The following is a 24,177-nucleotide window of genomic DNA, read 5'->3' on the forward strand; positions in this document are numbered from 1 at the left end:
GTCATAAAAATAGTCAACCATCGAGCACCGACAGTTTTAGAAGAATCAGGCCCGAAAAAATAGCAAGCAGATAACGAAACAATAACGAAGGTGGGATTGAGGCCAAGGCGACCAGGGCGGCCAGGGCATCCAAGGCGGCCGTGGCAGCCCAGGCGGCCGTAGCGCCCAGGCGGCCGTAGCGCCCAGGCGGCCACCAATCGCGCGTCGGCAGGAACGCCACAGACAATGCAGCCGTGGCCGAGCCGTTTCGTCAGCCGACCGGATTTCGTCGCTCTCTGGTCTGGCCGGGGTCTCGCGGACACTTCCGCCTCATGGAGACCGTGGCGGGCCGCCGCGCGGCGGGCCCCGTGCCGGCTCGCTGTCCTCGGCCACGTTCTTGAGCCCGTCCAGCATCCACTGCCAGTTCTGCGAGAACTGCTCCGCCTGCTCCCGATTCTCACACCCGTCCTGAGTGAGCGAGACGACTGTGCCGGCGCCGGCAGGAGACAGCTCGTAGTGAAGGGTGTGGTAGTTCTCGGGTACGTCCTCAGCGCCGGTCAGGGGACTGTAGTGGGTGACCTCCAGGAGGCGCCCCGGCTCGGCAGTGAGCACGTGGCCCTTGTCCTGATAGGGCTTACCGTCCCACTCCCCCGACCAGGTGATTGAGCTGCCTGGCTGCCAATCGCTTTCAACACGCGAGCCCATCATGTAGCGGGCGACTTGATCAGGGTCGGTCATCGCTGCCCATACCCGCTCCGGCGGTGCGTTCACCTCTGCACGGGCGGTGGCTTCGAAACCCGCCATTGCGCCTCCTCGAGCGCGGGATAGCCCCGTAACTGTGAGACAGACCCTAGCACCGCCTCTGTCCCCGCGTGAACCCGCTGCTCCGGTGGGGAGTGGTGGGCAGGGGCGGTGCGTGTCCGACCGACTGGTTGGATGGCGTAGCCAGCGCAGCGCGTTTCAGCCCGACCTCGACTGGACCACACTCGGTGGTAACGCCGAGACTCGAAGGGCGAACAAGATGGAGGTACACCGTGAAAGGACGGACGTTGCAGGACGTGGCCCGCGAGGTGGCCGAGCAATTGCCAGCATCGACGAGGGGGCATCCCTTCGGGCCTGAGTACGAGGTCTTCAAGGTCAAGGGCAAAGTCTTCATGCTGCTGACCGAGGTCCCCGGCGATCCCATCGTGGTCCTCAAGGCCGACCCGGAGGAATCCGAAGCGTTACGCCAGTCGCACGACGACATCACGCCCGGCTACCACATGAACAAGAAGCACTGGATCACGCTCGAACCCGGGGAGACCGTCGACAGGAGCATGGTCCGGGAGCTGGTGAGCGAGTCGTACCGGCTCGTTGTCACCGGGCTGCCCCAGGCAGAGCAACCCGTTGACCCCGACAGCTTCGGAAAGGCGAATGGGGTGGCCGGGTGACGCTCTCCGGCGAACCGCTGGAGCCGATTATCCCGCGGCCCGGCGCAGCGTCTGTTCGGCGTGCCGCAGGAGGGGGCCGTCGACCATCCGGCCCCGGAATTCGAAGACGCCGCCTTCGGTCTTGGCCGCTTCCAACACCTCGCGCGCATACGCCACCTCATCCTCGGTGGGCAGGAACGCTTCCCGGATGACCGGCACCTGCGAGGGGTGAATGCAGGCGGTTGCGGCAAAGCCGGAGGCCACGGCGTCCTGTGCCTCGGCGGCGAGCCCGTCCAGGTCACCGATGTTGATGTAGACCGCGTCGATTGCGGCCTTGCCGTACGCACCGGCGGCCAGCAGGACCGAGGACCGGGCGTGCGAGGCGACGGACCGGTAGCGGCCGTCGTCGTGCCGGCTGCCGGTTCCGCCCAGCGAGGCGACCAGGTCCTCGGCGCCCCACATCAGGGCCACTGCATTAGGCTCAGCGGCTATGTCGGCGGCATGGACGACGCCGGCGGCCGTCTCGCACAGCGCCAGCACGTCGTAGGCAGGCAGTTGGCGCATGTGCTGGACGGATTCGGTCTTGGCCAGCATCACGGTGCCATAATCCGTCCGGGTCAGGGCCTTCAGGTCACGGTCGAAGTCGTTGGTGTCGACCGGGTTGACCCGCACAACGGTGCGTTCCGGGTCGAGCGGCGTGTCGATCATCGCCTCGCGCGCGGTCACCTTGTCGGCCGGGGCCACCGCATCTTCCAAGTCGATAATGACGGCGTCGGCCCGCTCGGCGGCCTTGGCATAGCGCTCGGGCCGGTCGGCCGGGCAGAACAGCAGGGACGGGCCCATCAGGAAGGTCACGAGCTCTCCTGGTCTCCACGCGTTCGCTGGCGCTCACTTGGTCGACCACCGGCGTGGGCATCCTTGGTCCACATCAGCACGGACCGGGTAGCCACTGCGACTACGTCGCCGTGCTGATTGTGGGCGGTATGTTCCATTGTCACGATCCCATGCCCCGGGCGAGACGACGAGAGCCGCTTGTCGGTAACGACAGTCTGGGAGTACATCGTGTCACCGTGGTACAGCGGGTTCGGGAACTTCACATCCTTGAACCCGAGATTCGCCACGATGGTGCCCTGGGTCAACTGGGCGACACCGGCACCCACCAGCGTGGCAAGGGTGAACATGGAATTCATCAGTCGCTCGCCGAAGGGCTGTTGTTCGGCCCAGGCCGCGTCCAGATGCAGCGACTGGGTGTTCATGGTCGCCGTCGTGAACAGCACGTTGTCTGTTTCTGTCACGGTCCGCCCCGGGCGGTGTTCATACACCGCGTCCAAGTCGAATTCCTCGTAGTACAGCCCACGCTGGGTAATGCGGCGCCGTTCGGTCACTGTGCCGCAACCGCCGAGACATCCAGCTTGGCACCGGTGGCCGAGACCACCTCGTCCACGCTCACCCCGGGTGCAGTCTCGGCCAGCACCAGGCCGTCTTCGGTGATGTCAATAACGGCCAGGTCGGTGATGATCCGGTTGACGCACCCCTTGCCGGTCAGCGGCAGCGTGCATTCCTCCAGGATCTTCGGGCCGCCGTCGCGGTTCACGTGTTCCATCATGATGAGCACGCGTTCGGCGCCGTGCACCAAGTCCATGGCGCCGCCCATGCCCTTGACCATCTTGCCCGGAATCATCCAGTTGGCCAGGTCGCCATTGGCGGCGACCTCCATCGCGCCGAGCACCGCGACATTGACGTGCCGGCCGCGGATCATTCCGAACGAGGCGGCGGAGTCGAAGAGCGCCGCGCCGGGGTTGAGCGTGACGGTCTCCTTGCCCGCGTTGATCAGGTCCGGATCCAGCTCGTCTTCGGTGGGATAGGGGCCGACGCCGAGGATTCCGTTTTCCGAATGCAGCACCACTTCGATGCCGGACGGGATGAAATTGGGAATCAGCGTCGGCATCCCGATGCCCAGATTGACGTATTGTCCGTTCTCCAGCTCCCGGGCCACCCGGGCTGCCAGTTCGTTGCGGGTCAGGCTCATGCCGTCGCTCCTGTCTGTACGCTCCGGGCCGCTTGCTCTTCCTTGCTCGCCGACACCGTCCGCTTCTCGATCCGCTTCTCCACGTCCGGCGTCACCACGATGCGCTGGACAAAGATGCCGGGAGTGTGGATCTCGGCCGGATCGAGTTCACCTGGTTCAACCAGCTCTTCGACCTCGGCGATGGTGATCTTCCCGGCCATCGCACACGGCGGATTAAAGTTCATTGCCGTGGCGTGATAGACGAGGTTGCCGTGACGATCGCCCTTGGCAGCGTGCACCAAGGCAAAGTCCGGGGTGACCGAGTGCTCCATGATGTAGTGCCGGCCGTCGAATTCCCGTCTTTCCTTGGGCTCGGAGGCCTTGGCCACTCCCCCGTCGCCGTCGTACCGCTGCGGCAGCCCGCCGTCGCCAATCTGCGTGCCGTAACCGGCGGGCGTGTAGAAGGCCGGAATGCCGGCACCGCCGGCGCGCAGCTTCTCGGACAGGGTCCCCTGCGGGGTCAGCTCCACTTCCAGCTCCCCATTGAGGAACTGCCGGGCGAATTCCTTGTTCTCGCCCACGTAGGAACTGATGGTCCGGCGGATGCGGCCGTCCTTGAGCAGCACGCCCAGGCCCCAGTCGTCCACGCCGCAGTTGTTGCTGATCGTTTCCAAATTGCCGGTTCCCTGATCGTGCAGGGCGTCAATCAACGCGACGGGGATGCCGCACAGTCCGAAGCCCCCGACGGCCAGCGACGCCCCGTCCGCGATGTCAGCCACCGCTTCTGCCGCATTCGCGACCACTTTGTCGATCAATGTTCCTCCTCGTCGAGTTGATGCTGCACCCGTGCGCTATATTACAGACCCATGTCCCGGGCAATCAGCATCAACTGGACTTCCGTGGTCCCTTCGCCGACTTCCAGGATCTTCGAATCGCGGTAGTGCCGCGCCACCCGGAACTCGTTGATGAAACCATAGCCACCGAAAATCTGGGTGGCGTCGCGGGAGTTGTCCATGGCTGCATCCGAACCAACCATTTTGGCGATCGAGGCCTCGGTCTTGAAGGGTTTACCGGCCAGCATCCTGGAGGCGGCGTCGTAGTAGGCCAGCCGGGCGGTGTGCGCGCGGGACTGCATCCGGGCAATCTTGAACGAAATCGACTGGAATTCGCCGATGGTCTGGCCGAAGGCCTTCCGCTCCTTGGCGTAGCGCAGTGCTTCGTCGACGCAGCCTTGGGCCGCCCCGACAGCCATGGCGGCCACCGCAATGCGCCCCTCGTCGAGGATCTGCACGAAGTTAGCGTAGCCGCGGCCGCGCTCCCCCAGCAGGTTCTCCTCAGGAACCCGTACGTCTTTCAGGGTCAGCGGGTGGGTGTCCGATGCGTTCCAGCCGACCTTGTTGTAGGGCTTCTCCGCCGTGAAACCGGGGGTGTCAGTGGGGACCAGGAAGGTGGAGATTTCCTTCTTCACCGTCCCGTCGTCGCGCGTGGTGGTGTCAGTGACGGCGGTGACCGTGACGAGTTTGGTGATGTCGGTGCCGGAGTTGGTGATGAACTCCTTGGTCCCGTTGATCACCCACTCGCCGTTCTCCAGCTTCGCGGTGGTCTTGGTGCCCGAGGCGTCCGAACCGGCTTCCGATTCGGTCAGGCCGAAGGAGGCCAAGGACTGTCCGCTGGCCAGCTCGGGAAGCCAGCGCTTCTTCTGCTCTTCGGTGCCGAACCGGTAGACCGGCATCGCGCCGAGCGAGACTCCCGCCTCCAGGGTGATGGCCAGCGACTGGTCCACCCGGGCGATCTGCTCGATGGCCAGGCACAGCGCGAAATAGTCGCCGCCCATGCCCCCATATTCTTCTTCGAAGGGCAGGCCGAACAGGCCCATTTCCGCCATCTGCGCCACGACGTCGTACGGGAAGCTGTGTTCCTCGTCGTGCTTGGCCGATACCGGTGCAATCACCTCGTCGGCGAATTCGCGGACGGTGTCGACGAGGTCCTGATAGTCCTCGCTGAGGGCAAAGTCGGGCATGGTTACGCTCCTTCGGTTTCGATACTGGCAACCACCTGGTCCGCCTTGACCAGGTCGCCGGTCTTGACGTTGATGGTGACGGTGCCGTCGACCATCGCCGTCAATTGGTGCTCCATTTTCATTGCTTCCACGGTCAGGAGCGTCTGGCCGGCGGCCACGGTGTCACCATTGGTCGCGCTCACCCCGATCACCGTTCCCGGCATCGGGGATCTGACTTCGGGGTGGGCAGGGCCGTCTTGGGCGCTGATTTTCGCCAGTTCTTCGGCCAACTGTTCTTCCCGGGTGCGCACGCCGATCTCGCAGCTGAAACCGGCCTCTGCGATGAAGAGCCGGTTGCCCTGCTGTGCCATGTGCAGCTGCGAGGTGATGCCGTTATAGGAAATCGCCACGGCACCCGGCACAGCATGGTTGGCATGCAGTGCGGCGTCAGCCGGTTCTGAACCGTCGACGACGACGGTGGCCGCCGTGGGTGGTCCGCTCACCTGCACTTCGACGGACTCCGTGGCCGAAACGGCGAGGCTGAAACGGGTCGGACGCCATTGTCCGATCCGCCAGCCGCTTGGTTGCGCCCACGGTGAGTGCGCTTCAGCTCCGCGGAACCGATGTGCACCCCCATACCGTTGCGCCTGGATGAAGAGCGCCGCTGCCGCCAGCAGCCGCTCGTCGATGCGCCGGAACTGCAGCTGGCCCAGTTTGCGCTCGATCATGGTGGTGTCGAGCCGGCCGGCCTGCACATCGTCGTCGTTGATCAGCAGCCGCAGGTACTCAATATTGGTCTGCAGTCCCATCACGGTGGTCTCGGCGAGCGCCGTATCGAGCCTGGCCAGTGCCTGCGCCCGGTCGTGCCCGGCGGCGATCACCTTGGACAGCATCGGGTCGTAGTCGGCGCCCACGTCCAGGCCCTCCAGCAGGGAGCTGTCGACCCGCACTCCTTCGCCTGCCGGTTCGTTCAGCGACAGCACCGAGCCTGTGGTCGGCAGAAACCCCCGTTCGGGGTTCTCGGCATAGACCCGGGCTTCGATGGCGTGGCCGGTCAGCTGCACATCTTCCTGCTTGACGGTCAGTTCCGCTCCGGCCGCAATCCGCACTTGCCATTCCACCAGGTCCATCCCGGTGACCATTTCGGTGACGGGGTGTTCGACCTGCAGCCGGGTGTTCATCTCCATGAAGAAGAACTCGTCCGGCGATGCGTCGGAGACCAGGAATTCGACGGTGCCGGCTCCGGAGTAGTCGACGCTGCGGGCCGCGTTGCAGGCGGCCTCGCCGATCCGGGCCCGGGTGGCGGCATCAAGCAGCGGGGATGGCGCTTCCTCGATGACCTTCTGGTGCCGACGCTGCAGCGAGCATTCGCGTTCGCCGAGATGGATGACGTTGCCGTGGTGATCGGCCAGCACCTGCACTTCGATGTGCCGCGGCTGGCGGACCAGCCGTTCCAGGAACAACGTGTCGTCGCCGAAGGCCGCGGCGGCCACCCGGCGGGCGGTGGTCAGGGTCTCCGGCAATCCGCCTGCCTCTTCCACGACGTGCATGCCCTTGCCCCCGCCGCCGGCGGAGGGCTTGATGAGCAGCGGGAAGCCGACGTTTTGTGCCGCCTCGACCAGCTGTTCGTCGGTCAGCGACGGCTCGGTGATGCCCGGAACCACAGGAACATCATTGGCGCTGACGTGGTTCTTGGAGCGGATCTTGTCGCCCATCACGTTCAGCGCGTGGACGCTGGGGCCGATGAAGACGATACCGGCGTCGGACAGTGCCCGGGCGAAGGCCTGGTTCTCGCTCAGGAAGCCGTACCCGGGGTGCACCGCTTCGGCTCCGCTGATCTTGACGGCGTTGAGGATGGCGTCGATATTCAGGTAGCTGTGCTGCGGTGCGGCCGGGCCGATCTCGACGGCGGTGTCGGCCAGTGACACGTGCTTGGCGCCGGCGTCGGCCGCGCTGTAGACGGCGACCGAGTGGATCCCCATGGACCGCAGGGTGCGAATAATGCGGCAGGCGATTTCGCCGCGGTTGGCGACCAGCACTGTCGAAAAAGTGCGCTGGTCGTGGGCTGACCGGGCGGTATGGCCGGCGGTCTCAGTTACTGTCATGGTTCCCATCACATCCGGAAGAGGCCGAAGGCCGTGTCGTTCATCGGGGCGTTGGCGCAGACGTCGAGAGCCAGTCCCAGCACCGTGCGGGTATCTGCCGGGTCGATGACGCCGTCGTCCCACAGTCTGGCGGTGGAGTAGTACGGGTTGCCCTGCGACTCGTACTGGTCGCGGATCGGCGCCTTGAAGGATTCCTCGTCCTCGGCCGACCACTCCTGTCCGCGGCCTTCGATCTGTTCACGGCGTACTGTGGCCAGCACCGAGGAGGCCTGTTGCCCTCCCATCACTGAGATCCGGCTGGCGGGCCAGGTGAAGAGGAAGCGCGGAGAGTAGGCACGCCCGCACATCGAATAGTTGCCGGCGCCGAAGGATCCGCCGATGATGACGGTCAGCTTGGGCACCCGGGTGCTGGCGACAGCGGTGACCATTTTGGCGCCGTTCTTGGCGATGCCGCCGGCTTCGTAGTCGCGGCCGACCATGAAGCCGGAGATGTTCTGCAGGAACACCAGCGGAATGCCGCGCTGGTCGCAGAGCTCGATGAAGTGGGCTCCCTTGAGCGCGGATTCGCTGAACAGCACCCCGTTGTTGGCCACGATACCCACCGGATGCCCATGGATTCGCCCGAACCCGGTCACCAGGGTTGTCCCGTACCCGGACTTGAATTCGTGGAATTCGCTGCCGTCGACCACGCGGGCAATGACCTCATGGACGTCGTACTGCCCCTGCACGTCGGTGGGCACGGCACCGTACATTTCGGCGACGTCGGCCTCGGGGGCGCGGCTGTCGAGCACGTCCCAGGGAGCATCGGGCGGTGCGGGAAGGGTTGCCACAATATCGCGGACGACCTGCAGCGCGTGCTGGTCGTTCTCGGCCAGATGATCGGTGACACCCGAGACGTGGGAGTGCACCTCGCCGCCGCCGAGGTCTTCGGCGCTGACCACCTCGCCGATGGCCGCCTTCACCAGCGGGGGCCCGCCGAGGAAGATGGTGCCCTGGTTGCGCACGATGACCGTTTCATCGCTCATCGCCGGCACGTACGCGCCGCCGGCGGTGCAGGAGCCCATCACCGAGGCGATCTGCGGAATTTTCGCCGCCGACAGGTTGGCCTGGTTGTAGAAGATCCGGCCGAAATGCTCCTTGTCCGGAAACACCTCGTCCTGTTTGGGCAGGAAGGCGCCACCGGAGTCCACCAGGTAGACGCAGGGCAGCTTGTTGTCGAAGGCGATCTCCTGGGCCCGCAGGTGCTTCTTCACCGTCATCGGGTAGTAGGTGCCGCCCTTGACCGTGGCGTCGTTGGAGATCACCAGCACGTGGCGGCCGTGGACCAGCCCGATGCCGGCGATCAGCCCTGCGCCGGGGCACTCGTCGTCGTACATCCCGTTGGCCGCCAGGGCGCCGATTTCCAGAAACGGGCTGCCGTCGTCGAGTAATTGGTCAATGCGCTCGCGGGGCAGCAGTTTGCCGCGGTCGATATGGCGCTGCCGGGACCGTTCCGGCCCGCCTTTCGCCGCCTCGGCCAGGCGTTGCCGCAGCTCGTCAGCCAGCGCCGTTTGTGCCTGGTGGTTCTGCGCATACGTGGTGCTGGAAGAATCCACCCGGCTGGTCAAAGTCTCCATCGACGCTTTCTCTCCATGACTGTCGTAGCCGGCAAAACTGCCTATGCTGTAAAAGTTAGATCCCGCTAACTGAATTTAGGTTAGTATCTATTAACCGGCTTGTCCACAGCACATTGTGGCAGGCTTCACAGGAGGTGCGGTATGAGCGTTGACCAGACAGCCGACGATTCGCTGCTGACAGTGCGCGGCCGGGCCAAGGCATCCCGGCGGCGCGCGCTGCTGGCGGCCGCCGCGGACCTCTTCGCCGCCCGGGGCTTCAACGGAGTTTCGATCGAGGATCTGGGTGCCGCGGCCGGCGTCAGTGGACCGGCCGTCTACCGCCACTTCACGGGCAAGCACGCTGTGCTGGCATCGCTGCTGGTCGGCGTGAGCCAGGACCTGTACGACGGCGGGCAGGCAGTCGTTGCCGCGGCAAAAGACGACCAGGCAGCCTTACGTGGGCTGATCGAATTCCAGGTCGATTTCGCGCTCACCCATGCCGACGTCATCCGGGTCCAGGACCGGGAGCTGGAGACACTCTCCGACGACGCGGGCCACCATGTCCGCACCCTGCAGCGGCAATACGTGGAAGCCTGGGTCGACGTACTCGCGAGGGTGCAGCCGGACACTGGCCGGGAACTGCTGCGCATGCGCGCCCACGCGGCCTTCGGCCTGATTAACTCCACCCCCCACTCCAACCATCGCGGGCGCACCACGAAGGATGTGGATGCACTGCGGGGCATCCTGGAGCAAATGGCCTGGGCGGCGCTGAACTGCTGACCCCGGGACCGTTTGATAGCTCCCTTATTGCCCGGGTTTCCAACTGTCGTTTAACCATAAAGGTGCTGCCGGCCCGGCCGGCAGCCAGTGCTTCGCGCAGACCAGGATGGTTCTTGTTCCTGCCGGTGGTTCCGCGACCCACATATATCCGCTTGGGGTTGATCCCCAACGCTTCCAGTGCATCTATTTGGGCGGTAATGTCCTGCTCATCGGTGGAGCAACGGCAATTAGCCAATTGGTAATTCGGACATGCCAAGCATGTGTCTCATATAAGGCCCGCGGGATTCTATACGGGACACCTCTTACGGGACGATCTCCGGGCTGCAACTACCGTTGTAGCCCGGAGATGAGGTTGTTGAGTCCTGCTTTGATTCGGTCGCGGCTCATCTGATCGTGGTGGCGTTGGTGAGTGTAGAGGCCGGCGGCGAGTGGAGCCAAGAGCGCGTCGGCGAGGTAGGTGGCGTCTGCCTCGGGTCGGGCCTGTGCGATCAAATCTCTGAGGTGTCGGTGGTGTACGGCGTAGGGGCCGCTGCGATATCGGCGCGGAGAGGGCATCATCGCCTCGGCGGGGGCCATGAGGGAGCCGTACTCTTCGAGGACGTCGGCATAGGAATGCAGGAAAGCACGGATGCGTTCGACCGGGTCAGCCCCCGGACCAAGTGGCGGAGGGCCAGCGGTGATGGCTCGCTGCAACTGGTGCTCGCGTTGGTTCATCATCGCCTCAACGAGACCGCCGTGGTCACCGAAGCGCCGGTAGACAGTGCCCACACCCACACCTGCAACCCGAGCAACTTCATTCATCGTCAGCGAATCGACCCCACGCGACGAGACCAGGTCCTGTGCGGCGGACAGGATCCTGGCTCTGTTCCGCGCGGCGTCTGCACGCTCATGCGCCTTCTCGGACCGCGCTTCGAGTGATGAGTCCGCCTGCAGCTGGTCCATGACATCTCCCTTTCATCGCCGGCCCCTTGCAGCATCTTATCCGATCAACCTTGACAACCGGATAGCGATCCGATTCCATATTATAAACGGATAGTTATCCGGTAGTTCCGATTTTGGGAGGTAGGCATGTTCGATGTTGGTTTAGTGTTGGTGCGCGCTCCGGTCGGGGCGTTGTTGGTCGGTCATGGTGTGCAGAAGCTGTCGCGGCGCCTCGGAGGCCCTGTCCGAACCGGGGAGGCGTTCGAGGCGATGGGGTATCGGCGGGGGCCGGCGATGGCGGTGCTGGCCGGTGTCACTGAGATCGCCGCCGGTGTGGGGTTGGCGGCCGGTGCGGCCACGCCCTTGGCCGCGGCCGGTGCCGTTGGTGTCATGACGAATGCGGCCGCCACCGCACACCGACACCGCGGGCTGTGGGCCGATAACGGAGGGTTCGAATACCCGCTTGTAGTAGCGACCGTGGCATCCGGCATCGCCATCCATGGACCCGGTGCCGTTTCGGTCGATGCCGCTTCCGGGTTGGAGCGCTCTGGCCTTGGCTGGGGAGGCGCATCAATGAGCATGGGCTTGGGCGGTGCCTTGGCGCTATTGGCTGCCGCGTACCGGCCATCGGATACCCGAGATCCGGATGCAGATCAAACGGTCGGCAATGGTGTGGCCCATGGCTAAGAGCACGGTCCGGTCGTATCCTCGGCGACAGGGTCGGTCATGGCTGGTGCTGGGGCTGTTGTGCCTGGCCCAGTTCATGGTGATCCTGGATACCACCATCGTGAACGTGGCACTGCCATCGATCCGCTCCGACCTCGGCTTCGAGTCCGGGGCCGGGTTGCAGTACGTGATCTCGCTGTATGCGCTAACTTTTGGCGGCTGCCTGATCTTGGCCGGGCGGGCCGCCGACTTGTTCGGGCGCCGCCGCATCTTCGTAACTGGGCTGGTCGTCTTCGCATTATCTTCCATAGTCTGCGGACTCGCGCCGACGCCATCGGCGTTGCTGATTGCCCGGATGGTGCAGGGGCTGGGTAGCGCTATGACGTCCGCGGCTGCCTTGGCGCTATTGCTTGCCACGTTCCAAGAGGGACCGGATCGAAACCGTGCTCTCGGGGCGTGGGGCGCGGTCGGCGGCGCGGCCGGTGCGTGCGGACTTGTCCTCGGCGGCTTGCTGACGGCAGTGGCCTGGCCGTGGGTGTTCTTCATCAACGTCCCGGTCGCAATCATCGCCGCGATCGGATCGGTCCGGCTGCTGCCGGGTCCGGTTAGTCATACGCAGGCCCGTCGACTGGATCTGCCCGGGGCCGGCGCGGTCACGGCCGGACTTGGCCTGTTGATCCTCGGCCTTACCCGGATCGACCGCAACGGGTTCACCGCCGTCACCGTCACGTCACTGGCCGGCTCGCTTGTGCTGCTGGCCGTCTTTGTGTGGATCGAACGACAGGCCTCAGATCCATTGGTCCGATTCAGTCTGTTCCGCACCCCCGGAGTGGCTGGAGCGAACCTCGTGCTCGTTATCGTGACCGCGATCGTCGCCTCAAACCTGTTCTTCACAACACTGTACGTCCAACGGATCATAGGCTACGATCCGGTGTTGACGGGGCTGGCCTTCCTGCCGAACAGTCTGCTCGTGGTACTCGGCTCCACCGGCGCATCGCATCTTCTGGGGCGCGCCAGTGCACGCGCCATACTCACCACCGGCCTGACTATCCTGGCCGCAGGTTCATTACTGCTGTCGCTGATTCCCACCAAGCACCCCAGCTACATGACCGATGTACTGCCCGGATTCGCCCTGACCGGGCTGGGACTCGGACTCGCCATCGTAGCCACCACCACCGCCGCGACTCGCGGCATCAACCACCACGATCAAGGACTGGCCTCCGGGCTGGTCAACACCGCCCAACAAGTCGGATTCGCCGTCGGCATCGCAGCCATCGTCGCAGTCGCCACCGCCGTCACCAACACCGCCAGCGGCCAAACCACCGAACGGCTCATCACCGGCTACACTGCCGGATACCTCACCGGCGCCGCCCTCGCCGCCCTCGCAGCGCTAATCACACTAGTGACCCTACCCGGCCGCGAACCACACAAAGTTCCCAACAACCACTCCTGACAGTCCACCTCGATAGACCATCCCGCTGCGGGCCGGTGTCCATGCATTGTTCAGCGGCAGGTCTCTCGACGGATTCCTTGACATAGACCATCGTGGTGTTACCGTTTATATGAGATAACCAGTAACCCGTAGGGAGAGATGATGGTTGAGTGGACGTTGCCTGAGCGGTGGGATGCAGGAGACGGAGAAGTCCATTGGGGCGCATTCGGGGAAGGTCCCGCGATGGTCCTCCTCCATGGCACGCCGTTCTCGTCGTTCATCTGGAGGGACATCGTCCCCGTGCTCGCTCGCGATCACACGGTATATGTTTGGGACATGCTCGGCTTCGGCGCATCCGGCAAGGACTCTCTGGATGTGAGTCTTCGACGGCAGGCGACGATCTTTGTCGATCTTCTCCAGCACTGGGGCATCGAAACCCCTCGCGTGGTCGCCCATGATGTGGGAGGAGTGGTCGCATTGCGTACCACGCTGCTGCACGAGATGACATTCCGTTCGCTCACGCTCATCGATGCGGCCAGCGTGACAGGGTGGGGTTCGGGCGGATTCTTCCAGGCCGTGCACGCGCATCCGGGTGCTTTCAGCGAGCTGCCCGATTGGGCGAGCGACGCCCTAGTCGACGCCAAGATCCGGTCGGGAAGCCACATGGGGCTGCGGGCGGACGCACGGCAGGCCTATGTTGATCAATGGGCGACACCAGAGGCCAGGCTAGCGTTCTACCGGCAGTATGCGCAGGGCGGCGAAGAGCACACCGGGGAGTTGCAGGACCTGTTGGGGTCGCTGACCGTTCCACTGCATGTTATCTGGGGTGCTCAGGACCGGTGGCTCGACCTGGACTACGCGCGTCGTCTCGTGGAGGCGCTTCCCCGGCAGACAAGGTTCTCGGTGATCGAAGGTGCCGGACATATGGTGCCGGAGGATCAACCCGGGGCGCTACTCCAACTGCTGAGCGAATGACCGCGTTCTCCTCCGGTGCTCCCGAGGAACTGCGAGTCATCGAGGACTTCTGCAACACCGCGATCCTGCTTCATGACATCGATGAGCTGCGGACCGTGCCCGACGCTCGCGACTGGCTCAACCGGGCCGGATGGGATCCGATTGCGAGCGACCGAGAGCTGTCCCGCCTGCGTGACGAGCGGGAGACGATCCGCACCTTCCTCGTCGACCGGTCCGATCCGAGCGCCCGCCATAGTCTGAATGAGCTGGGGCAACGGCATTGGGCCGGTGCACGCGTGGATGACGATGGCTGGCTGGCCCTCGTTCCTGCCGCTGGCTCGATCTCACCAGCCGGCTCAGCCGTCGAAGCCCTCTTGCTCAACGGCCTGACCGCATCGGGGCGGCGGCTCAAAGCCTGCGCATCGGACACGTGCCGGTACGTGTTCTACGACGCTTCGCGACCTCGCACGCGAGTCTGGTGCGATATGAAAGTCTGCGGGGCCAGAAGCAAGATGCGCGACTACCGGATCCGGCTCGATTCATAATGGACTAACCGCCGACCTTAGCCAAGATTCCCGTCGCCGGAACGGGTCTCCAGTGAAGGATCGGTTTACGGGCCGGCACCCCGTTACCGATCGGAGCTCGACTCAAAGTGCGCGAGCAGCATCCGCAGGGAAAGATCCACGTGCTGACCTTGCCATGCTGCGATATATCCCTCCCGTGGTGTGCCGGCGTCCCCAGACCCCGGTCCATTTGAAGGCTGAGGAATTGTGTCAGCATCCTTCCATCGGTAGTGAACAAATCTAAAGGGAAGCCTTACGGGTAAGACAGCCCCAGGGCGCTCTGTCGTCGTCTGCACGAGGTCGTGAGTGGTTCGATTCCGCGCATAGCGCAGACCCTCGAGAAGTTGGGCTTTGCTCTCAAGGACTCCTTCTCGTGGTCGACCTGCAATATCATCGAGGCAGGCCGCCCAGAACAGAGCCTCACCGACGGCCCCAAATCGCAATGCTTCCTCTGAGACCTGGAGTTCCCCTGACAGGGCTGTTGCTCGTTCCCATCGATCTACAGCCATCCTTAGCGCTTCAAAACACAGATGCCGTTCTGAGGTTGGGTTAGCAGTATTCACGTTCTCAGACTAGAACGCGACGACGTAGAGACAATGCCTGGCCGTTCCTGAGCGGGCAGCGTGGCGGCGCGCCCCGTATGCCGATGGCGAAGTGGGACACCTCGTAGGATGGCACGGTGAAACCAAACGACACCGAACGCTTGCGCTTTCGCGCTATGGCCGCGGACGACCTCGACAAGATAGCTGCTCTGCTTGGTGATCCCGTCGTGATGACCTACTATCCTGAACCCAAGACGAGGGATCACGCTCGTGCATGGATCGACTGGAATCAGCAAAACTATGCACAACACGGGCATGGCCTCTGGATGGTGGAAACACACAATGGTGGTTTCCTCGGGGATTGTGGGCTGACTTGGCAGGAGGTAAACGGCCGGCCGATGCCGGAAGTTGGCTATCACATGCGAGCCGATGTGCAGGGGCATGGCTACGCGACGGAGGCGGCAGCGGCGTGCCGGGACTTCGCGCGAGAATCGCTGGGAGTAACCGAACTTGTTGCGATCACTCATCCGGAAAACGTCGCGTCCCAAAGGGTAGCGGAGAAGATCGGCATGCGATTCATCGAAGATGACCATGGAGGCGCATTCCCTGTTCGAACCGTCCTCGGAATGACCTTCCCGACGACTCATTAGCCGATCCGCAACCGGGGTGCTGTCTCCGGGTAGTCTCCCCTATATGGCGTACAAGATCGTTGATCCGGCGACGGTGGCCACGGGGCCGGGCCTCCATCCCGCCGCGAGCCCGTTCGACAAGCGTGTAAGCGAAGCCCTCGGCATCAGCGCTTTCGAGGTCTACAAGGTCGAGTTGCCGCCGGAAGCCGAAACCGTGCGTCACGATCACCTCGACGACGGAGTCGAGGATCTTTACTTCATCGTCTCCGGCGATGGCTGGGCGTTCGTTGACGACGAACCCGTCCCGCTTCAGCCAGGGCTCTTCGTAGGAGTAACCGTCGAGTCAGCGCGGCAACTTCGAGCGGGCAGCGGCGGGCTAAGCTTCGTCGCGATTTGCGGCAAACCGCACTGAGCGGATGGTGCAGCTTCAATCACGCGAGCTACGGAGTCGACTCCGCTTCCGGTCGCCATCGGTGGCTGACACACGTCAAGGCACTGTTCGGTGCGTACGGTTGTCATTCGGTTGCGTCGACGTGGCTGGAGTTCCTTCGAAGGCTGGTCCGGGTCGGCTGCATGGGTGTGAGACGCTGCAAGGGTGGATCAACGTACCGCGATCGTGGTCGGAGGAGGAATTGCCGGTCTAGCCGCCGCTGCCGGCCTGGTGCGGGCCGGTTGGCGGGTCACCGTCCTAGAGCAACGCCAGGATCATGTGGAAGTGGGCGCCGGCCTGGCAATCACCCGCAATGGCATGGCGGCACTGGAGGGCATCTGCGCCGGTACGACGGTGCATGCGGCGGGGTACCAGGCCTTTGTTGCCGGCACCCGGAACTATCGCGGCCGCTGGCTGCTGAGGATCCCCGATACCCGCGGCGACCCTGACTCGATGAACTGGGTCTGCGGGGTGCACCGCCGACGGCTGCACCAAGCGTTGGCAACCGCGGCGGGAGAAGCCGAACTGCTGACGGGGGCGCAAGTTCGCGCCGTCGAGGCCGGCGACCCCGCGGGCGCGGCGGCGCGAGTCACCTGGCGTAAGGACGGGAGCGAGCACGCCGCCTGGGCCGATCTCGTGGTGGCCGCAGACGGCATCGGCAGCACCGTCCGCACCCAGCTGTTTCCGGACTGCCGGCTTGCCTACAGCGGCAAGACCAGCTGGCGCGCAGTTATCAGCGCCACCAATGACGTGGACGAACGCTTCACCATCACCTGGGGACCGGGCACCGAGTTCGGCGCCGTGCGGATCAGTCACCGGGAGGTCTACTGGTACGGCTACTTCCACTATCCTGCCGACACCGCGATCCACGACGAGCTCGCAGCCGCGCGCCGGCACTTCGCCCGCTGGCCCCTCGACGTCCAGCGCGTCGTCGGTGCAACGGAACCCGAACAGCTCATACGGCAAGACGTGTACCACCTGACTGTCCCGCTCCCTACCTACACACACGGACGGGTCGTGGTCATTGGCGACGCGGCGCACGCCATGCTACCCACGATGGGCCAAGGCGCCAACACCGCGCTAGAGGACGCCGTCTGCGTTGGTCGCATGATCGCCGCACCTGTCCACGTCGGCGCTGACCTGAGCGACGCCATGGCCCGCTTCGACCAGGCCCGCCGGCCACGTACACAGGCAATCGCCCAGCGCTCACGACTAACCGAGCGGGTCGGCGCCGACCTCCGAACGCGCTGGTCACAAGCCTTACGCGATGCCGCCATGCGGATAATGCCGCCAGCGGCGACCGCCAAAGCCGGCAGCCAGGTGCTGCGATGGCGCCCACCCCCAAACCCACACTGACACCGACCGAACTACTGCCGGATCTGCCCAGCGGAGTGTCCGCTGAGCCATCCCTCAGCGGGCACCATCTATGACTACCTGGGTGGGCTAACGTCCTGGACTCCGAGGTAGTGGGCCAGCGCGAACTCGACCTCTGCAAGTTGATCCCGGATGAGGTAGTCGACGGGGTCACCGACGACGTAATCCACGTCGATCGAGCGGATCTGGTCGACCAGCATGCGCGTCAATCGACCAGCGACTTCGAGCTCGGGACGATGGACGGATGAGCCGGCCGAGGTGGACGTAGGAACCACGGTGACAACAGACAGTGGCGAGTCCGACGGGGATAGGACCAGACCTAATCGCTTGCCGCCCTGCTTGTGGCTCCGCGGGCGACCAAGGTCGACCCGGTACACGGCCCCGCGGATCACCAGGCCTCTGGCTCCGTGTTAACGTCCTCGCCCTTTAGTGCATCAGCGTCTGCGCGGAACTCAGCCAGCCAGCGTTCGTGATCCAGCAGCCGTAGCGCGCGGCGGAGCGTGTCCGAGGTACTCTCGCCGGGCTGCCCGGCCTCGCGCAGGATGCGCTCGTCGTCCGGCGTCGGACGGAAACCGATCGATGTAGACATGGCACCCATCTTAGCCACGTTTGACAAATGTTGAACACCGGTAGCCCACATGAGCCCGTCAGCGAATCGGCACCTGAGACGTATCGGCCCCTGGGAAGGGCTGCTTGGAGGTCATGCTGACATTGGCCAACTTCGCTGTCATAGGTTCTTCGCGAGCTCAGCTGCCGCGGCGATCTCGTCGGATACCGCATCTTTCTCCGATTCGGTTAGGTCAAGGCTTTGGAGTTCTGAGAGGACTTCGTTGGCGCGGCGGGTCTGGCCGTTCCGAATCAGCAGTTCCGCGAGGTATGAAAGGACGGGTGCACACTCGACCGGTCGGGCGTCAGCATGTCGGTGAAGACCAGTTTCAAGGACAGAGATGGCGGTAGCAGTATCCCCACGAGCATCGCCTTGACGCGCCGCATTCAACATGACCCGCTTGAAGACACCTGTCGCTTCGTCCTGCTCGTCATTACTTGAACTGATGCGAATCCAGTTCCCACCCGGGTCGATAACGCTGAACCCACCCGCAGTTCCTTGCTTCCGACGCGGGCGAGTGATCCGGGGGATCCCAGCCACCGGCAGCTTCCCGAAACGCTCCTTCAAGCCTGCAGCGAATTCGTCGAAAAGGCGTCCGGTATCGGACGTCAAGAGGATAATGCTCCCGAGCGAGTCCTCCGGCTCGAAGGCAGCGACAGACGCGAAATGAATGTCGATATCGCCCCGCTGTAAACACAGGTAGGGGTTCGGCCGTTCTTGCCGGAACGTCACCACAAAACCAAGCGCCTCGTAGAACGGGAGGACGTCGTCAAGGTTGCGGCACGTCAAAATCGGGATCGTTCGTTCACTCATTGAGACAACGTACCAACCCGGACACTCGCCCCCGGAAGCGGATCCCTGAACGAGGCATTGGCCGCGCTCCTATCCTCGGTTTCCCACCTCGCGCTAAAGTTCCGGTATGGATCGCTGTGGGGAATGCGGCTTCGAGTATGACTTGCCCAACGCGCCGAATGCCCCTGCGTTGATCACGAAGGGCGCCGCCGAGTTCGACGCCATTCTCCAGGACAGTGGCACCGATATGCGGAGCAGGCGAGAGCCCACTCAATGGTCCCCGCTGGAATACGGCTGCCATGTCCGCGACATGCTACTGGTGCAACGCGAGAGAGTGCTTGCCGCCCGCCGCCGACACCGACCGTCCTTCGACCCGATGGGCCGCGACGAACGCGTGGACCACGATGGCTATGCAGAGCAGCAACCGGTTGACGTAGCCGGCCAGCTCACGATGGCAGCGCAGCTGTTCGTTAACGTCCTCACGCGGCTCAGTCCTGAGGACTGGGACCGACGGGTCGTGTACAACTACCCACGGCAAGCTCAACGGTCACTGCGCTGGGTCGCCATACACACCGTGCACGAGGTCAACCACCATCTGCTCGACGTCCGACGTCAGTTGGCCTGACGATGAGCCCCGCTGCGGCCGCGCCGAAAAATTGAACGTCTCTGCGCTGACACAAGCAGCCGTTGCTGCTGAGCTGGAACGCCATGCAACCGACGCCTGGCTCTCCAGTCTGCCCCGTCGTCAACGCACCGTTTCGCATGAGAGCGCCCTTGATGCCCTCGATGCCGCGCGGGCCGAGATGGAGGCGCGTGCCTGAGCCCGTCGAGAACGTCGTCGTCGACGCTTCCGTTCTCGTGAACCTGCTGGCAGCAGCTTGGGATCTTCGGGACAAAGTACGCCTTGTCGACGCCCTCTATGTCACTCTGGCCACACGTCTGGACGCACCGCTGCTGACCACAGACCTCCGGCTCGCCCGTGTGTGCACAGTTGCAGAGCCGATCACCACTGCCCGGTAAGCTGTCCGGCCTCGCCCGGGCCGGCGCTGTCCCCGGCTTGGCAACGATGGCGCCAGCATCGTCGGGGCTGGCGGACTTGGCGCTCAGGGACGAATGGAGTGCATGGGTGAAACACCGGCACGATGGACCCGGGCCACTGTCTATCCCGACATGTGGGCGGATCCGGCGGACGATCCACGCAACAGCGAAGGGGTCAGCCCGGACGGCGAACTTGAGACGCTGCAGGACTACCTGACGAGCTATCGCTTCACCCTTCGGATGAAATGTGAAGGGCTCGATGCCGAACAGCTGGCCCGTCGGTCGGTTCCGCCGTCGACGATGTCGCTGCTCGGCCTGATCAGGCACCTCGCCGAGGTGGAACGGGACTGGCGTAACTGGATCAGTGGTGCCGACTCGGTGCCGAAGCTGTACGGCCCCGGAGACGCGGACTTCGACGGAGCCGTCGCGGGGCAGGACGAAGTGGACGCGGCGTACGCTGATCTGGCACGCGAGCAGGCCTCGACCGACGACGCATTGGCCGGGCACGACCTGGGTGAGCGCCTCGGACAGGCCGGGATCGCTGTCCGGGAACTGAACGTGCACAGGGCCGAGGAGTATGCCCGCCACTGCGGGCACGCCGACCTGTTGCGCGAGTGTATTGACGGCCGGGTGGGCCAGTAGCGAAGCAGCCGAGGGACAGAAACTCCCGGGATCCTCCAGAAGCCGCTACACCATGGTCAGCACCATGCCCGGCTCGGCGAGGATGGCGCCGACGTCGGCCAGGAACTTCGAGCCCTGCTCGCCGTCGACCAGCCGGTGGTCGAACGACAGGCTCAGCGTCATCATCTGCCGCAACGCGATTTCGCCCTGGTACTCCCAGGGCTGCTTCCGGACCGCCCCCATGGCCAGGATCGCAGCCTCGCCCGGATTGAGGATGGGCGTACCGGCGTCGATACCGAAGACGCCGATATTGGTAATGGAGATGGTGCCGCCCGAGAGGTTCTCCGGGCTCGTCTTCCCGGCCCGGGCGGTTTCCGTCAGGTCGGTCAGGGCGGTGGACAGCCCGGTCAGGCTCAGCTGTTCGGCGTCCTTGATGTTCGGAACCACCAGTCCCCGCGGGGTGGCCGCCGCGATGCCCAGGTTGACGTAGTTCATCTGAACGATCTCGCCGTTTTCTTCATCCCATCGTGAATTCAGCGACGGGTTGCGGGCCAGGGCGACCATCAGTGCCTTCGACACAATGGTCAGCGGGGTCAACCGGTATCCGGCGAAGGCGGAAGAATCCTTCAGCTTTGCCAGCAGTTCCATAGTCGGGGTGACGTCGACGGTGAGGAACTCGGAGACATGCGGAGCGGTGAATGCGCTCCTCACCATGGCAGCGGCGGTGTGCTTGCGGACGCCCTTAATCGGGATCCGCACCTCGCGCTCGGCAGTTCCGGAGCGCGGGGCCTGCGCGCCGGGCGTTTCCGGCGCAGCTGCGGTGTCAGCGAAGGCCTGCACATCGGCCCGGGTAATCAGCCTGTCCCGGCCGGTTCCGGTGACCCGAGTCAGGTCCACGCCCAGGTCCTTGGCCATTTTGCGCACCGGCGGGGTGGAGCGGGGACGTTCCGCGGGCTTGGATGCGGCTGAGTTCGACGACGCTGCGGCCGGCGCAGCCTGGGCCGGCGACGCAGCGGCCGGTGTTGCCTCCGCCGGGTCTTCGGGGGCGGACTCAGGTGTGGGCTTGGTGGCGGACTCAGGCGTCGGCTCAGCCGTGGCCTGAGGTGCGACTCCGGCGGACCCGGCGCCACCGCCGTTCCCGGAACGACGACGCCGCTTGGGACGGCCATCGCTCTCCGCGGCGGGGCCGTACCCGACCAGCACGGACTGGCGCTCGGGCTTGGCTTCGGGCGTCCCGCCTTCGCTATCCGCACCGCTGCCGGCAGCTGTGCCGTCGCCGGAGTCATCGGCGCCTGCCTCGGCCGGGACGTCGAAGCTGACAATGGGGGCACCCACCTGCACGGTTGCCCCCGCGGCCTCGTGCAGGGCCGTGACTTTGCCGGCGAATGGCGAGGGCAGGTCGACCACTGCCTTGGCGGTCTCCACTTCAGCAATCACCTGGTTCAGTTCGACGGTGTCCCCCACCGCAATCTGCCACTTGACGATTTCCGACTCGGTCAGCCCTTCGCCCAGGTCCGGAAGCTTGAAGTCCTTAATCATGGGGTTCAGCCCTCCCGGCCGCTCAACGAATTGTGCCTGTCCATCACGCGGTCGACGGCGTCGAGCATTCGGTCGAGATCCGGAAGGTGGTGATCTTCGAGCTCGGCGGCCGGATACGGCACGTCAAAGCCGGTCACGCGCTCCGGGGCAGCTTCCAGGTAGTAGAAGCAGCGCCGGGTGATGCTGGCGGCTATCTCGGCGCCGATGCCGCCAAACTGCGATGCCTCGTGGGTGACGACCAGCCGGCCGGTCTTGCGGACGGAGGCCTCCACGGTGGCGAAGTCGATCGGCGACAGCGACCGCAGGTCGATCACTTCCACCGAGACGCCCTCGTCCGAGGCGGCGATGGCGGCGTCCCGGGCGGTGGCCACCAGCGGGCCATAGGTGACAAGGGTGACGTCGTCGCCGGCGGCCACGATGGCGGCACTGTCTATCGAGGGGGTCTGGCCGGTGATTTCCTCATCGACCTCGCCCTTGGTCCAGTAGCGACGCTTGGGCTCGAAGAACATCACCGGGTCGTCGCAGGCAACGGCCTGGCGGATCATGGTGTGGGCATCCTGCGGATTGGAACAGCTGACCACCCGCAGGCCGGCGGTGTGCGCAAAGTAAGCCTCGGGCGATTCGGAGTGGTGTTCGACCGCGCCGATGCCGCCGCCGAAGGGAACCCGGATGGTCAGCGGCATCTTCACCGCGCCGCCGGTGCGGTAGTGCAGCTTCGCCACTTGGGTGATGATCTGGTCGAAGCCGGGGTAGATGAATCCGTCGAACTGGATTTCGCACACCGGCCGGTAGCCACGGTAGGCCAGTCCGACGGCGGTGCCGATAATGCCGGCCTCGGCCAGCGGAGTGTCCATCACCCGGTGCGCGCCAAAGTCTTTCTGCAGCCCATCGGTCACCCGGAAGACACCGCCGAGCGTGCCGATGTCCTCGCCCATCAGCAGCACCTTGGGATCGTCCTCCAGGGCCCTGCGGAGCCCACTGTTGATGGCCCGCGACAATGTCATCGACGACATTATTGCCCTCCTTCGAATGTCTGCAGGTACTGCACGTACTCGTCCTTCTGCCGCTCAAGCCACGACGTCGGCTCGGAGTAGACATGGTCGAAGACGCTGAGTGGCTCCGGGGGTTCAAGTCCCAGGCAGCCTTCGCGGACCTTGGCGGCCACGTCATCGGCCGTGGCGTTGACCCGACCGGTGAACTCATCGGTGAGGAGGCCCCGGCTCTGCAAGTATGCCTCCAACCGGCTGATTGGATCCTTCGCCTGCCAGCCTTCGCGCTCCAGCACGTCGACGTACCGGGACGGATCGTCGGACGTGGTATGCGGCCCCATCCGGTAGGTGACCGCTTCGATATAGGTGGGTCCGTTGCCGCTGCGGGCCCGGTCCAGGGCAATGCGAGTGGCAGCCATCACGGCCAGGACATCGTTGCCATCGACCCGCATGCTTGGGATGCCGAAGCCCGGCGCGCGCGAGGCGATCGGAGCCCGCGCCTGCAGCCCCACCGGTTCGGAGATGGCCCATTGGTTGTTCTGGCAGAAGAAAATCACCGGGGCCTGGAAGCTGGCGGCGAACACCATTGCCTCGTTGGGGTCGCCCTGGCTGGTCGCGCCGTCCCCAAAGTATGAGATGGCGACGGTGTCGACGCCGTCCTGCTGGCAACCAAGCGCGTAGCCGGTGGCGTGCAGCGTCTGCGAGCCGATAATCACTTGGGACGGCGCCATATTGATGTCGTAGGGATTCCAGCCGGAATGGGTATGCCCGCGCCAAACCCTCAGCAGGTCCGTGTACTCCACCCCCCGGCAGTAGGCCACCCCGTTCTCGCGGTAGCTGGCAAAAACGAAATCGTCCTGGCGCAGGGTCCTTCCCGAACCGATCTGGGCTGCCTCCTGGCCGATTAATGGCGGCCACAGTCCCAGTTCACCCTGGCGCTGCAGGGCGGTGGCCTCGGTATCGATCCTGCGGACCACGACCATGTCCTCGTACAGGGATTTCAACTGGTCGTCGTCGACGTCGGCAACCCACTTGTCGTAGCCGGCATCGGCAATGCGTTCGCCGTCCGGCAATAACAACTGGACAAGCCCGCCGTCGTCGGCAGAACTGCTGTCATGTGTGGACACAGTGCACGCAACCTTCATCCGTCGTCTTGGGCGCTGCAGTCACTTCCGCAGCCATGCTGACTCCATCGTCAAAGTACG

At 64.6% G+C, this 24,177-nt stretch carries 29 protein-coding genes; 12 read left to right on the top strand and 17 right to left on the bottom strand.

Annotation, left to right across the window (positions count from 1 at the left end; translation table 11 throughout):
• Positions 1 to 13: 13 nt before the first annotated feature.
• Together H535_RS29745 and H535_RS27265 are read right to left on the bottom strand one after the other, a co-directional pair.
• Positions 14 to 220, bottom strand: coding sequence for a hypothetical protein (locus H535_RS29745; protein ID WP_211236667.1), 207 nt, complete (start codon positions 218 to 220; stop codon positions 14 to 16).
• Between the two features lie 89 nt (positions 221 to 309).
• Entirely contained in the window at positions 310 to 783 is a 474-nt protein-coding gene (locus H535_RS27265) for an SRPBCC family protein (protein ID WP_051299652.1), read from the bottom strand.
• A 230-nt stretch (positions 784 to 1,013) separates the two neighbouring features.
• On the opposite strand from H535_RS27265, the gene H535_RS0121675 reads away from it, so the two are divergent.
• Complete coding sequence (locus H535_RS0121675; protein WP_026821184.1) at positions 1,014 to 1,409, top strand: MmcQ/YjbR family DNA-binding protein; 396 nt, start codon at positions 1,014 to 1,016, stop codon at positions 1,407 to 1,409.
• A gap of 27 nt (positions 1,410 to 1,436) precedes the next feature.
• Here the strand turns inward: H535_RS0121675 and H535_RS0121680 are convergent, their stop codons facing one another.
• From H535_RS0121680 to H535_RS0121710, 7 genes are read right to left on the bottom strand one after another with little or no spacing between them, the layout of a single operon-like run.
• Positions 1,437 to 2,243 (bottom strand): HpcH/HpaI aldolase/citrate lyase family protein, encoded by an 807-nt coding sequence (locus tag H535_RS0121680; protein ID WP_026821185.1) that lies wholly within the window; start codon positions 2,241 to 2,243, stop codon positions 1,437 to 1,439.
• Positions 2,240 to 2,773, bottom strand: a complete 534-nt coding sequence (locus H535_RS27270) for a MaoC family dehydratase (RefSeq protein ID WP_051299653.1) — start codon at positions 2,771 to 2,773, stop codon at positions 2,240 to 2,242. The genes H535_RS0121680 and H535_RS27270 overlap by 4 nt, the downstream gene beginning before the upstream one ends.
• Positions 2,770 to 3,417, bottom strand: a complete 648-nt coding sequence (locus tag H535_RS0121690) for a CoA transferase subunit B (protein WP_026821186.1) — start codon at positions 3,415 to 3,417, stop codon at positions 2,770 to 2,772. The genes H535_RS27270 and H535_RS0121690 overlap by 4 nt, the downstream gene beginning before the upstream one ends.
• Complete coding sequence (locus H535_RS0121695) at positions 3,414 to 4,211, bottom strand: CoA transferase subunit A (RefSeq protein WP_026821187.1); 798 nt, start codon at positions 4,209 to 4,211, stop codon at positions 3,414 to 3,416. Before H535_RS0121695 ends, H535_RS0121690 begins: the two co-directional genes overlap by 4 nt.
• Positions 4,212 to 4,252: 41 nt before the next feature.
• Positions 4,253 to 5,416: an acyl-CoA dehydrogenase family protein gene (locus H535_RS0121700; protein ID WP_026821188.1), complete on the bottom strand. Its 1,164-nt coding sequence runs from the start codon at positions 5,414 to 5,416 to the stop codon at positions 4,253 to 4,255.
• Positions 5,417 to 5,418: 2 nt separating this feature from the next.
• Complete coding sequence (locus H535_RS27275) at positions 5,419 to 7,500, bottom strand: acetyl/propionyl/methylcrotonyl-CoA carboxylase subunit alpha (RefSeq protein WP_051299668.1); 2,082 nt, start codon at positions 7,498 to 7,500, stop codon at positions 5,419 to 5,421.
• Positions 7,501 to 7,508: 8 nt separating this feature from the next.
• A complete protein-coding gene (locus tag H535_RS0121710) occupies positions 7,509 to 9,116 on the bottom strand; it encodes a carboxyl transferase domain-containing protein (RefSeq protein WP_026821189.1) in 1,608 nt (535 codons plus the stop codon).
• A gap of 141 nt (positions 9,117 to 9,257) precedes the next feature.
• Between H535_RS0121710 and H535_RS0121715 the strand changes: the two genes are divergently transcribed.
• Entirely contained in the window at positions 9,258 to 9,875 is a 618-nt protein-coding gene (locus H535_RS0121715; protein ID WP_026821190.1) for an SACE_7040 family transcriptional regulator, read from the top strand.
• Here H535_RS0121715 and H535_RS30305 read toward each other — a convergent pair.
• The gene (locus H535_RS30305; RefSeq protein ID WP_081416882.1) at positions 9,772 to 10,131 is read right to left on the bottom strand and encodes a recombinase family protein; all 360 of its coding nucleotides are present in this window, start codon (positions 10,129 to 10,131) and stop codon (positions 9,772 to 9,774) included. The genes H535_RS0121715 and H535_RS30305 overlap by 104 nt on opposite strands.
• 71 nt (positions 10,132 to 10,202) lie before the next feature.
• A complete protein-coding gene (locus H535_RS27280; RefSeq protein ID WP_035770570.1) occupies positions 10,203 to 10,817 on the bottom strand; it encodes a TetR/AcrR family transcriptional regulator in 615 nt (204 codons plus the stop codon).
• A gap of 126 nt (positions 10,818 to 10,943) precedes the next feature.
• On the opposite strand from H535_RS27280, the gene H535_RS27285 reads away from it, so the two are divergent.
• From H535_RS27285 to H535_RS0121755, 7 genes are all read left to right on the top strand, one after another.
• The gene (locus H535_RS27285; protein WP_051299654.1) at positions 10,944 to 11,483 is read left to right on the top strand and encodes a DoxX family protein; all 540 of its coding nucleotides are present in this window, start codon (positions 10,944 to 10,946) and stop codon (positions 11,481 to 11,483) included.
• Positions 11,476 to 12,915 (top strand): MFS transporter, encoded by a 1,440-nt coding sequence (locus tag H535_RS0121730; protein ID WP_026821191.1) that lies wholly within the window; start codon positions 11,476 to 11,478, stop codon positions 12,913 to 12,915. The genes H535_RS27285 and H535_RS0121730 overlap by 8 nt, the downstream gene beginning before the upstream one ends.
• A gap of 141 nt (positions 12,916 to 13,056) precedes the next feature.
• Entirely contained in the window at positions 13,057 to 13,869 is an 813-nt protein-coding gene (locus tag H535_RS0121735) for an alpha/beta fold hydrolase (protein ID WP_051299669.1), read from the top strand.
• Entirely contained in the window at positions 13,866 to 14,393 is a 528-nt protein-coding gene (locus tag H535_RS0121740; RefSeq protein WP_026821193.1) for a CGNR zinc finger domain-containing protein, read from the top strand. The genes H535_RS0121735 and H535_RS0121740 overlap by 4 nt, the downstream gene beginning before the upstream one ends.
• 697 nt (positions 14,394 to 15,090) lie before the next feature.
• Positions 15,091 to 15,603 (top strand): GNAT family N-acetyltransferase, encoded by a 513-nt coding sequence (locus tag H535_RS0121745; RefSeq protein ID WP_026821194.1) that lies wholly within the window; start codon positions 15,091 to 15,093, stop codon positions 15,601 to 15,603.
• 43 nt (positions 15,604 to 15,646) lie between these two features.
• On the top strand, positions 15,647 to 15,994 hold the full coding sequence (locus H535_RS0121750; protein ID WP_026821195.1) for a cupin domain-containing protein: 348 nt from the start codon (positions 15,647 to 15,649) through the stop codon (positions 15,992 to 15,994).
• Between the two features lie 183 nt (positions 15,995 to 16,177).
• Positions 16,178 to 17,368, top strand: a complete 1,191-nt coding sequence (locus tag H535_RS0121755; RefSeq protein WP_026821196.1) for an FAD-dependent monooxygenase — start codon at positions 16,178 to 16,180, stop codon at positions 17,366 to 17,368.
• Between the two features lie 74 nt (positions 17,369 to 17,442).
• Here the strand turns inward: H535_RS0121755 and H535_RS0121760 are convergent, their stop codons facing one another.
• From H535_RS0121760 to H535_RS0121770, 3 genes are all read right to left on the bottom strand, one after another.
• Complete coding sequence (locus H535_RS0121760; protein WP_155838830.1) at positions 17,443 to 17,778, bottom strand: type II toxin-antitoxin system PemK/MazF family toxin; 336 nt, start codon at positions 17,776 to 17,778, stop codon at positions 17,443 to 17,445.
• Complete coding sequence (locus tag H535_RS0121765; protein ID WP_026821198.1) at positions 17,775 to 17,975, bottom strand: hypothetical protein; 201 nt, start codon at positions 17,973 to 17,975, stop codon at positions 17,775 to 17,777. Before H535_RS0121765 ends, H535_RS0121760 begins: the two co-directional genes overlap by 4 nt.
• A gap of 138 nt (positions 17,976 to 18,113) precedes the next feature.
• Complete coding sequence (locus H535_RS0121770; RefSeq protein WP_035770571.1) at positions 18,114 to 18,806, bottom strand: VOC family protein; 693 nt, start codon at positions 18,804 to 18,806, stop codon at positions 18,114 to 18,116.
• Positions 18,807 to 18,912: 106 nt separating this feature from the next.
• Here H535_RS0121770 and H535_RS0121775 point away from each other — a divergent pair, with 106 nt between their 5' ends.
• From H535_RS0121775 to H535_RS0121785, 3 genes are all read left to right on the top strand, one after another.
• Positions 18,913 to 19,410 carry a DinB family protein gene (locus H535_RS0121775; RefSeq protein ID WP_026821200.1) on the top strand — a complete coding sequence of 166 codons (498 nt, stop codon included), beginning with the start codon at positions 18,913 to 18,915 and terminating at the stop codon, positions 19,408 to 19,410.
• Positions 19,411 to 19,598: 188 nt separating this feature from the next.
• A complete protein-coding gene (locus H535_RS27290; protein WP_035770573.1) occupies positions 19,599 to 19,805 on the top strand; it encodes a hypothetical protein in 207 nt (68 codons plus the stop codon).
• A 102-nt stretch (positions 19,806 to 19,907) separates the two neighbouring features.
• On the top strand, positions 19,908 to 20,465 hold the full coding sequence (locus tag H535_RS0121785; RefSeq protein ID WP_026821201.1) for a DinB family protein: 558 nt from the start codon (positions 19,908 to 19,910) through the stop codon (positions 20,463 to 20,465).
• 45 nt (positions 20,466 to 20,510) lie between these two features.
• Here the strand turns inward: H535_RS0121785 and H535_RS0121790 are convergent, their stop codons facing one another.
• The 3 genes from H535_RS0121790 to pdhA are packed head-to-tail and all read right to left on the bottom strand — an operon-like array spanning position 20,511 to position 24,117.
• Positions 20,511 to 21,983 carry a dihydrolipoamide acetyltransferase family protein gene (locus H535_RS0121790; protein ID WP_026821202.1) on the bottom strand — a complete coding sequence of 491 codons (1,473 nt, stop codon included), beginning with the start codon at positions 21,981 to 21,983 and terminating at the stop codon, positions 20,511 to 20,513.
• A 5-nt stretch (positions 21,984 to 21,988) separates the two neighbouring features.
• Entirely contained in the window at positions 21,989 to 22,996 is a 1,008-nt protein-coding gene (locus H535_RS0121795) for an alpha-ketoacid dehydrogenase subunit beta (protein WP_026821203.1), read from the bottom strand.
• A complete protein-coding gene (gene pdhA / locus H535_RS27295; RefSeq protein WP_035770575.1) occupies positions 22,996 to 24,117 on the bottom strand; it encodes a pyruvate dehydrogenase (acetyl-transferring) E1 component subunit alpha in 1,122 nt (373 codons plus the stop codon). Before pdhA ends, H535_RS0121795 begins: the two co-directional genes overlap by 1 nt.
• Positions 24,118 to 24,177: the final 60 nt, after the last annotated feature.

This window comes from Arthrobacter castelli DSM 16402, assembly GCF_000430705.1.
GTDB lineage: Bacteria > Actinomycetota > Actinomycetes > Actinomycetales > Micrococcaceae > Arthrobacter_C > Arthrobacter_C castelli.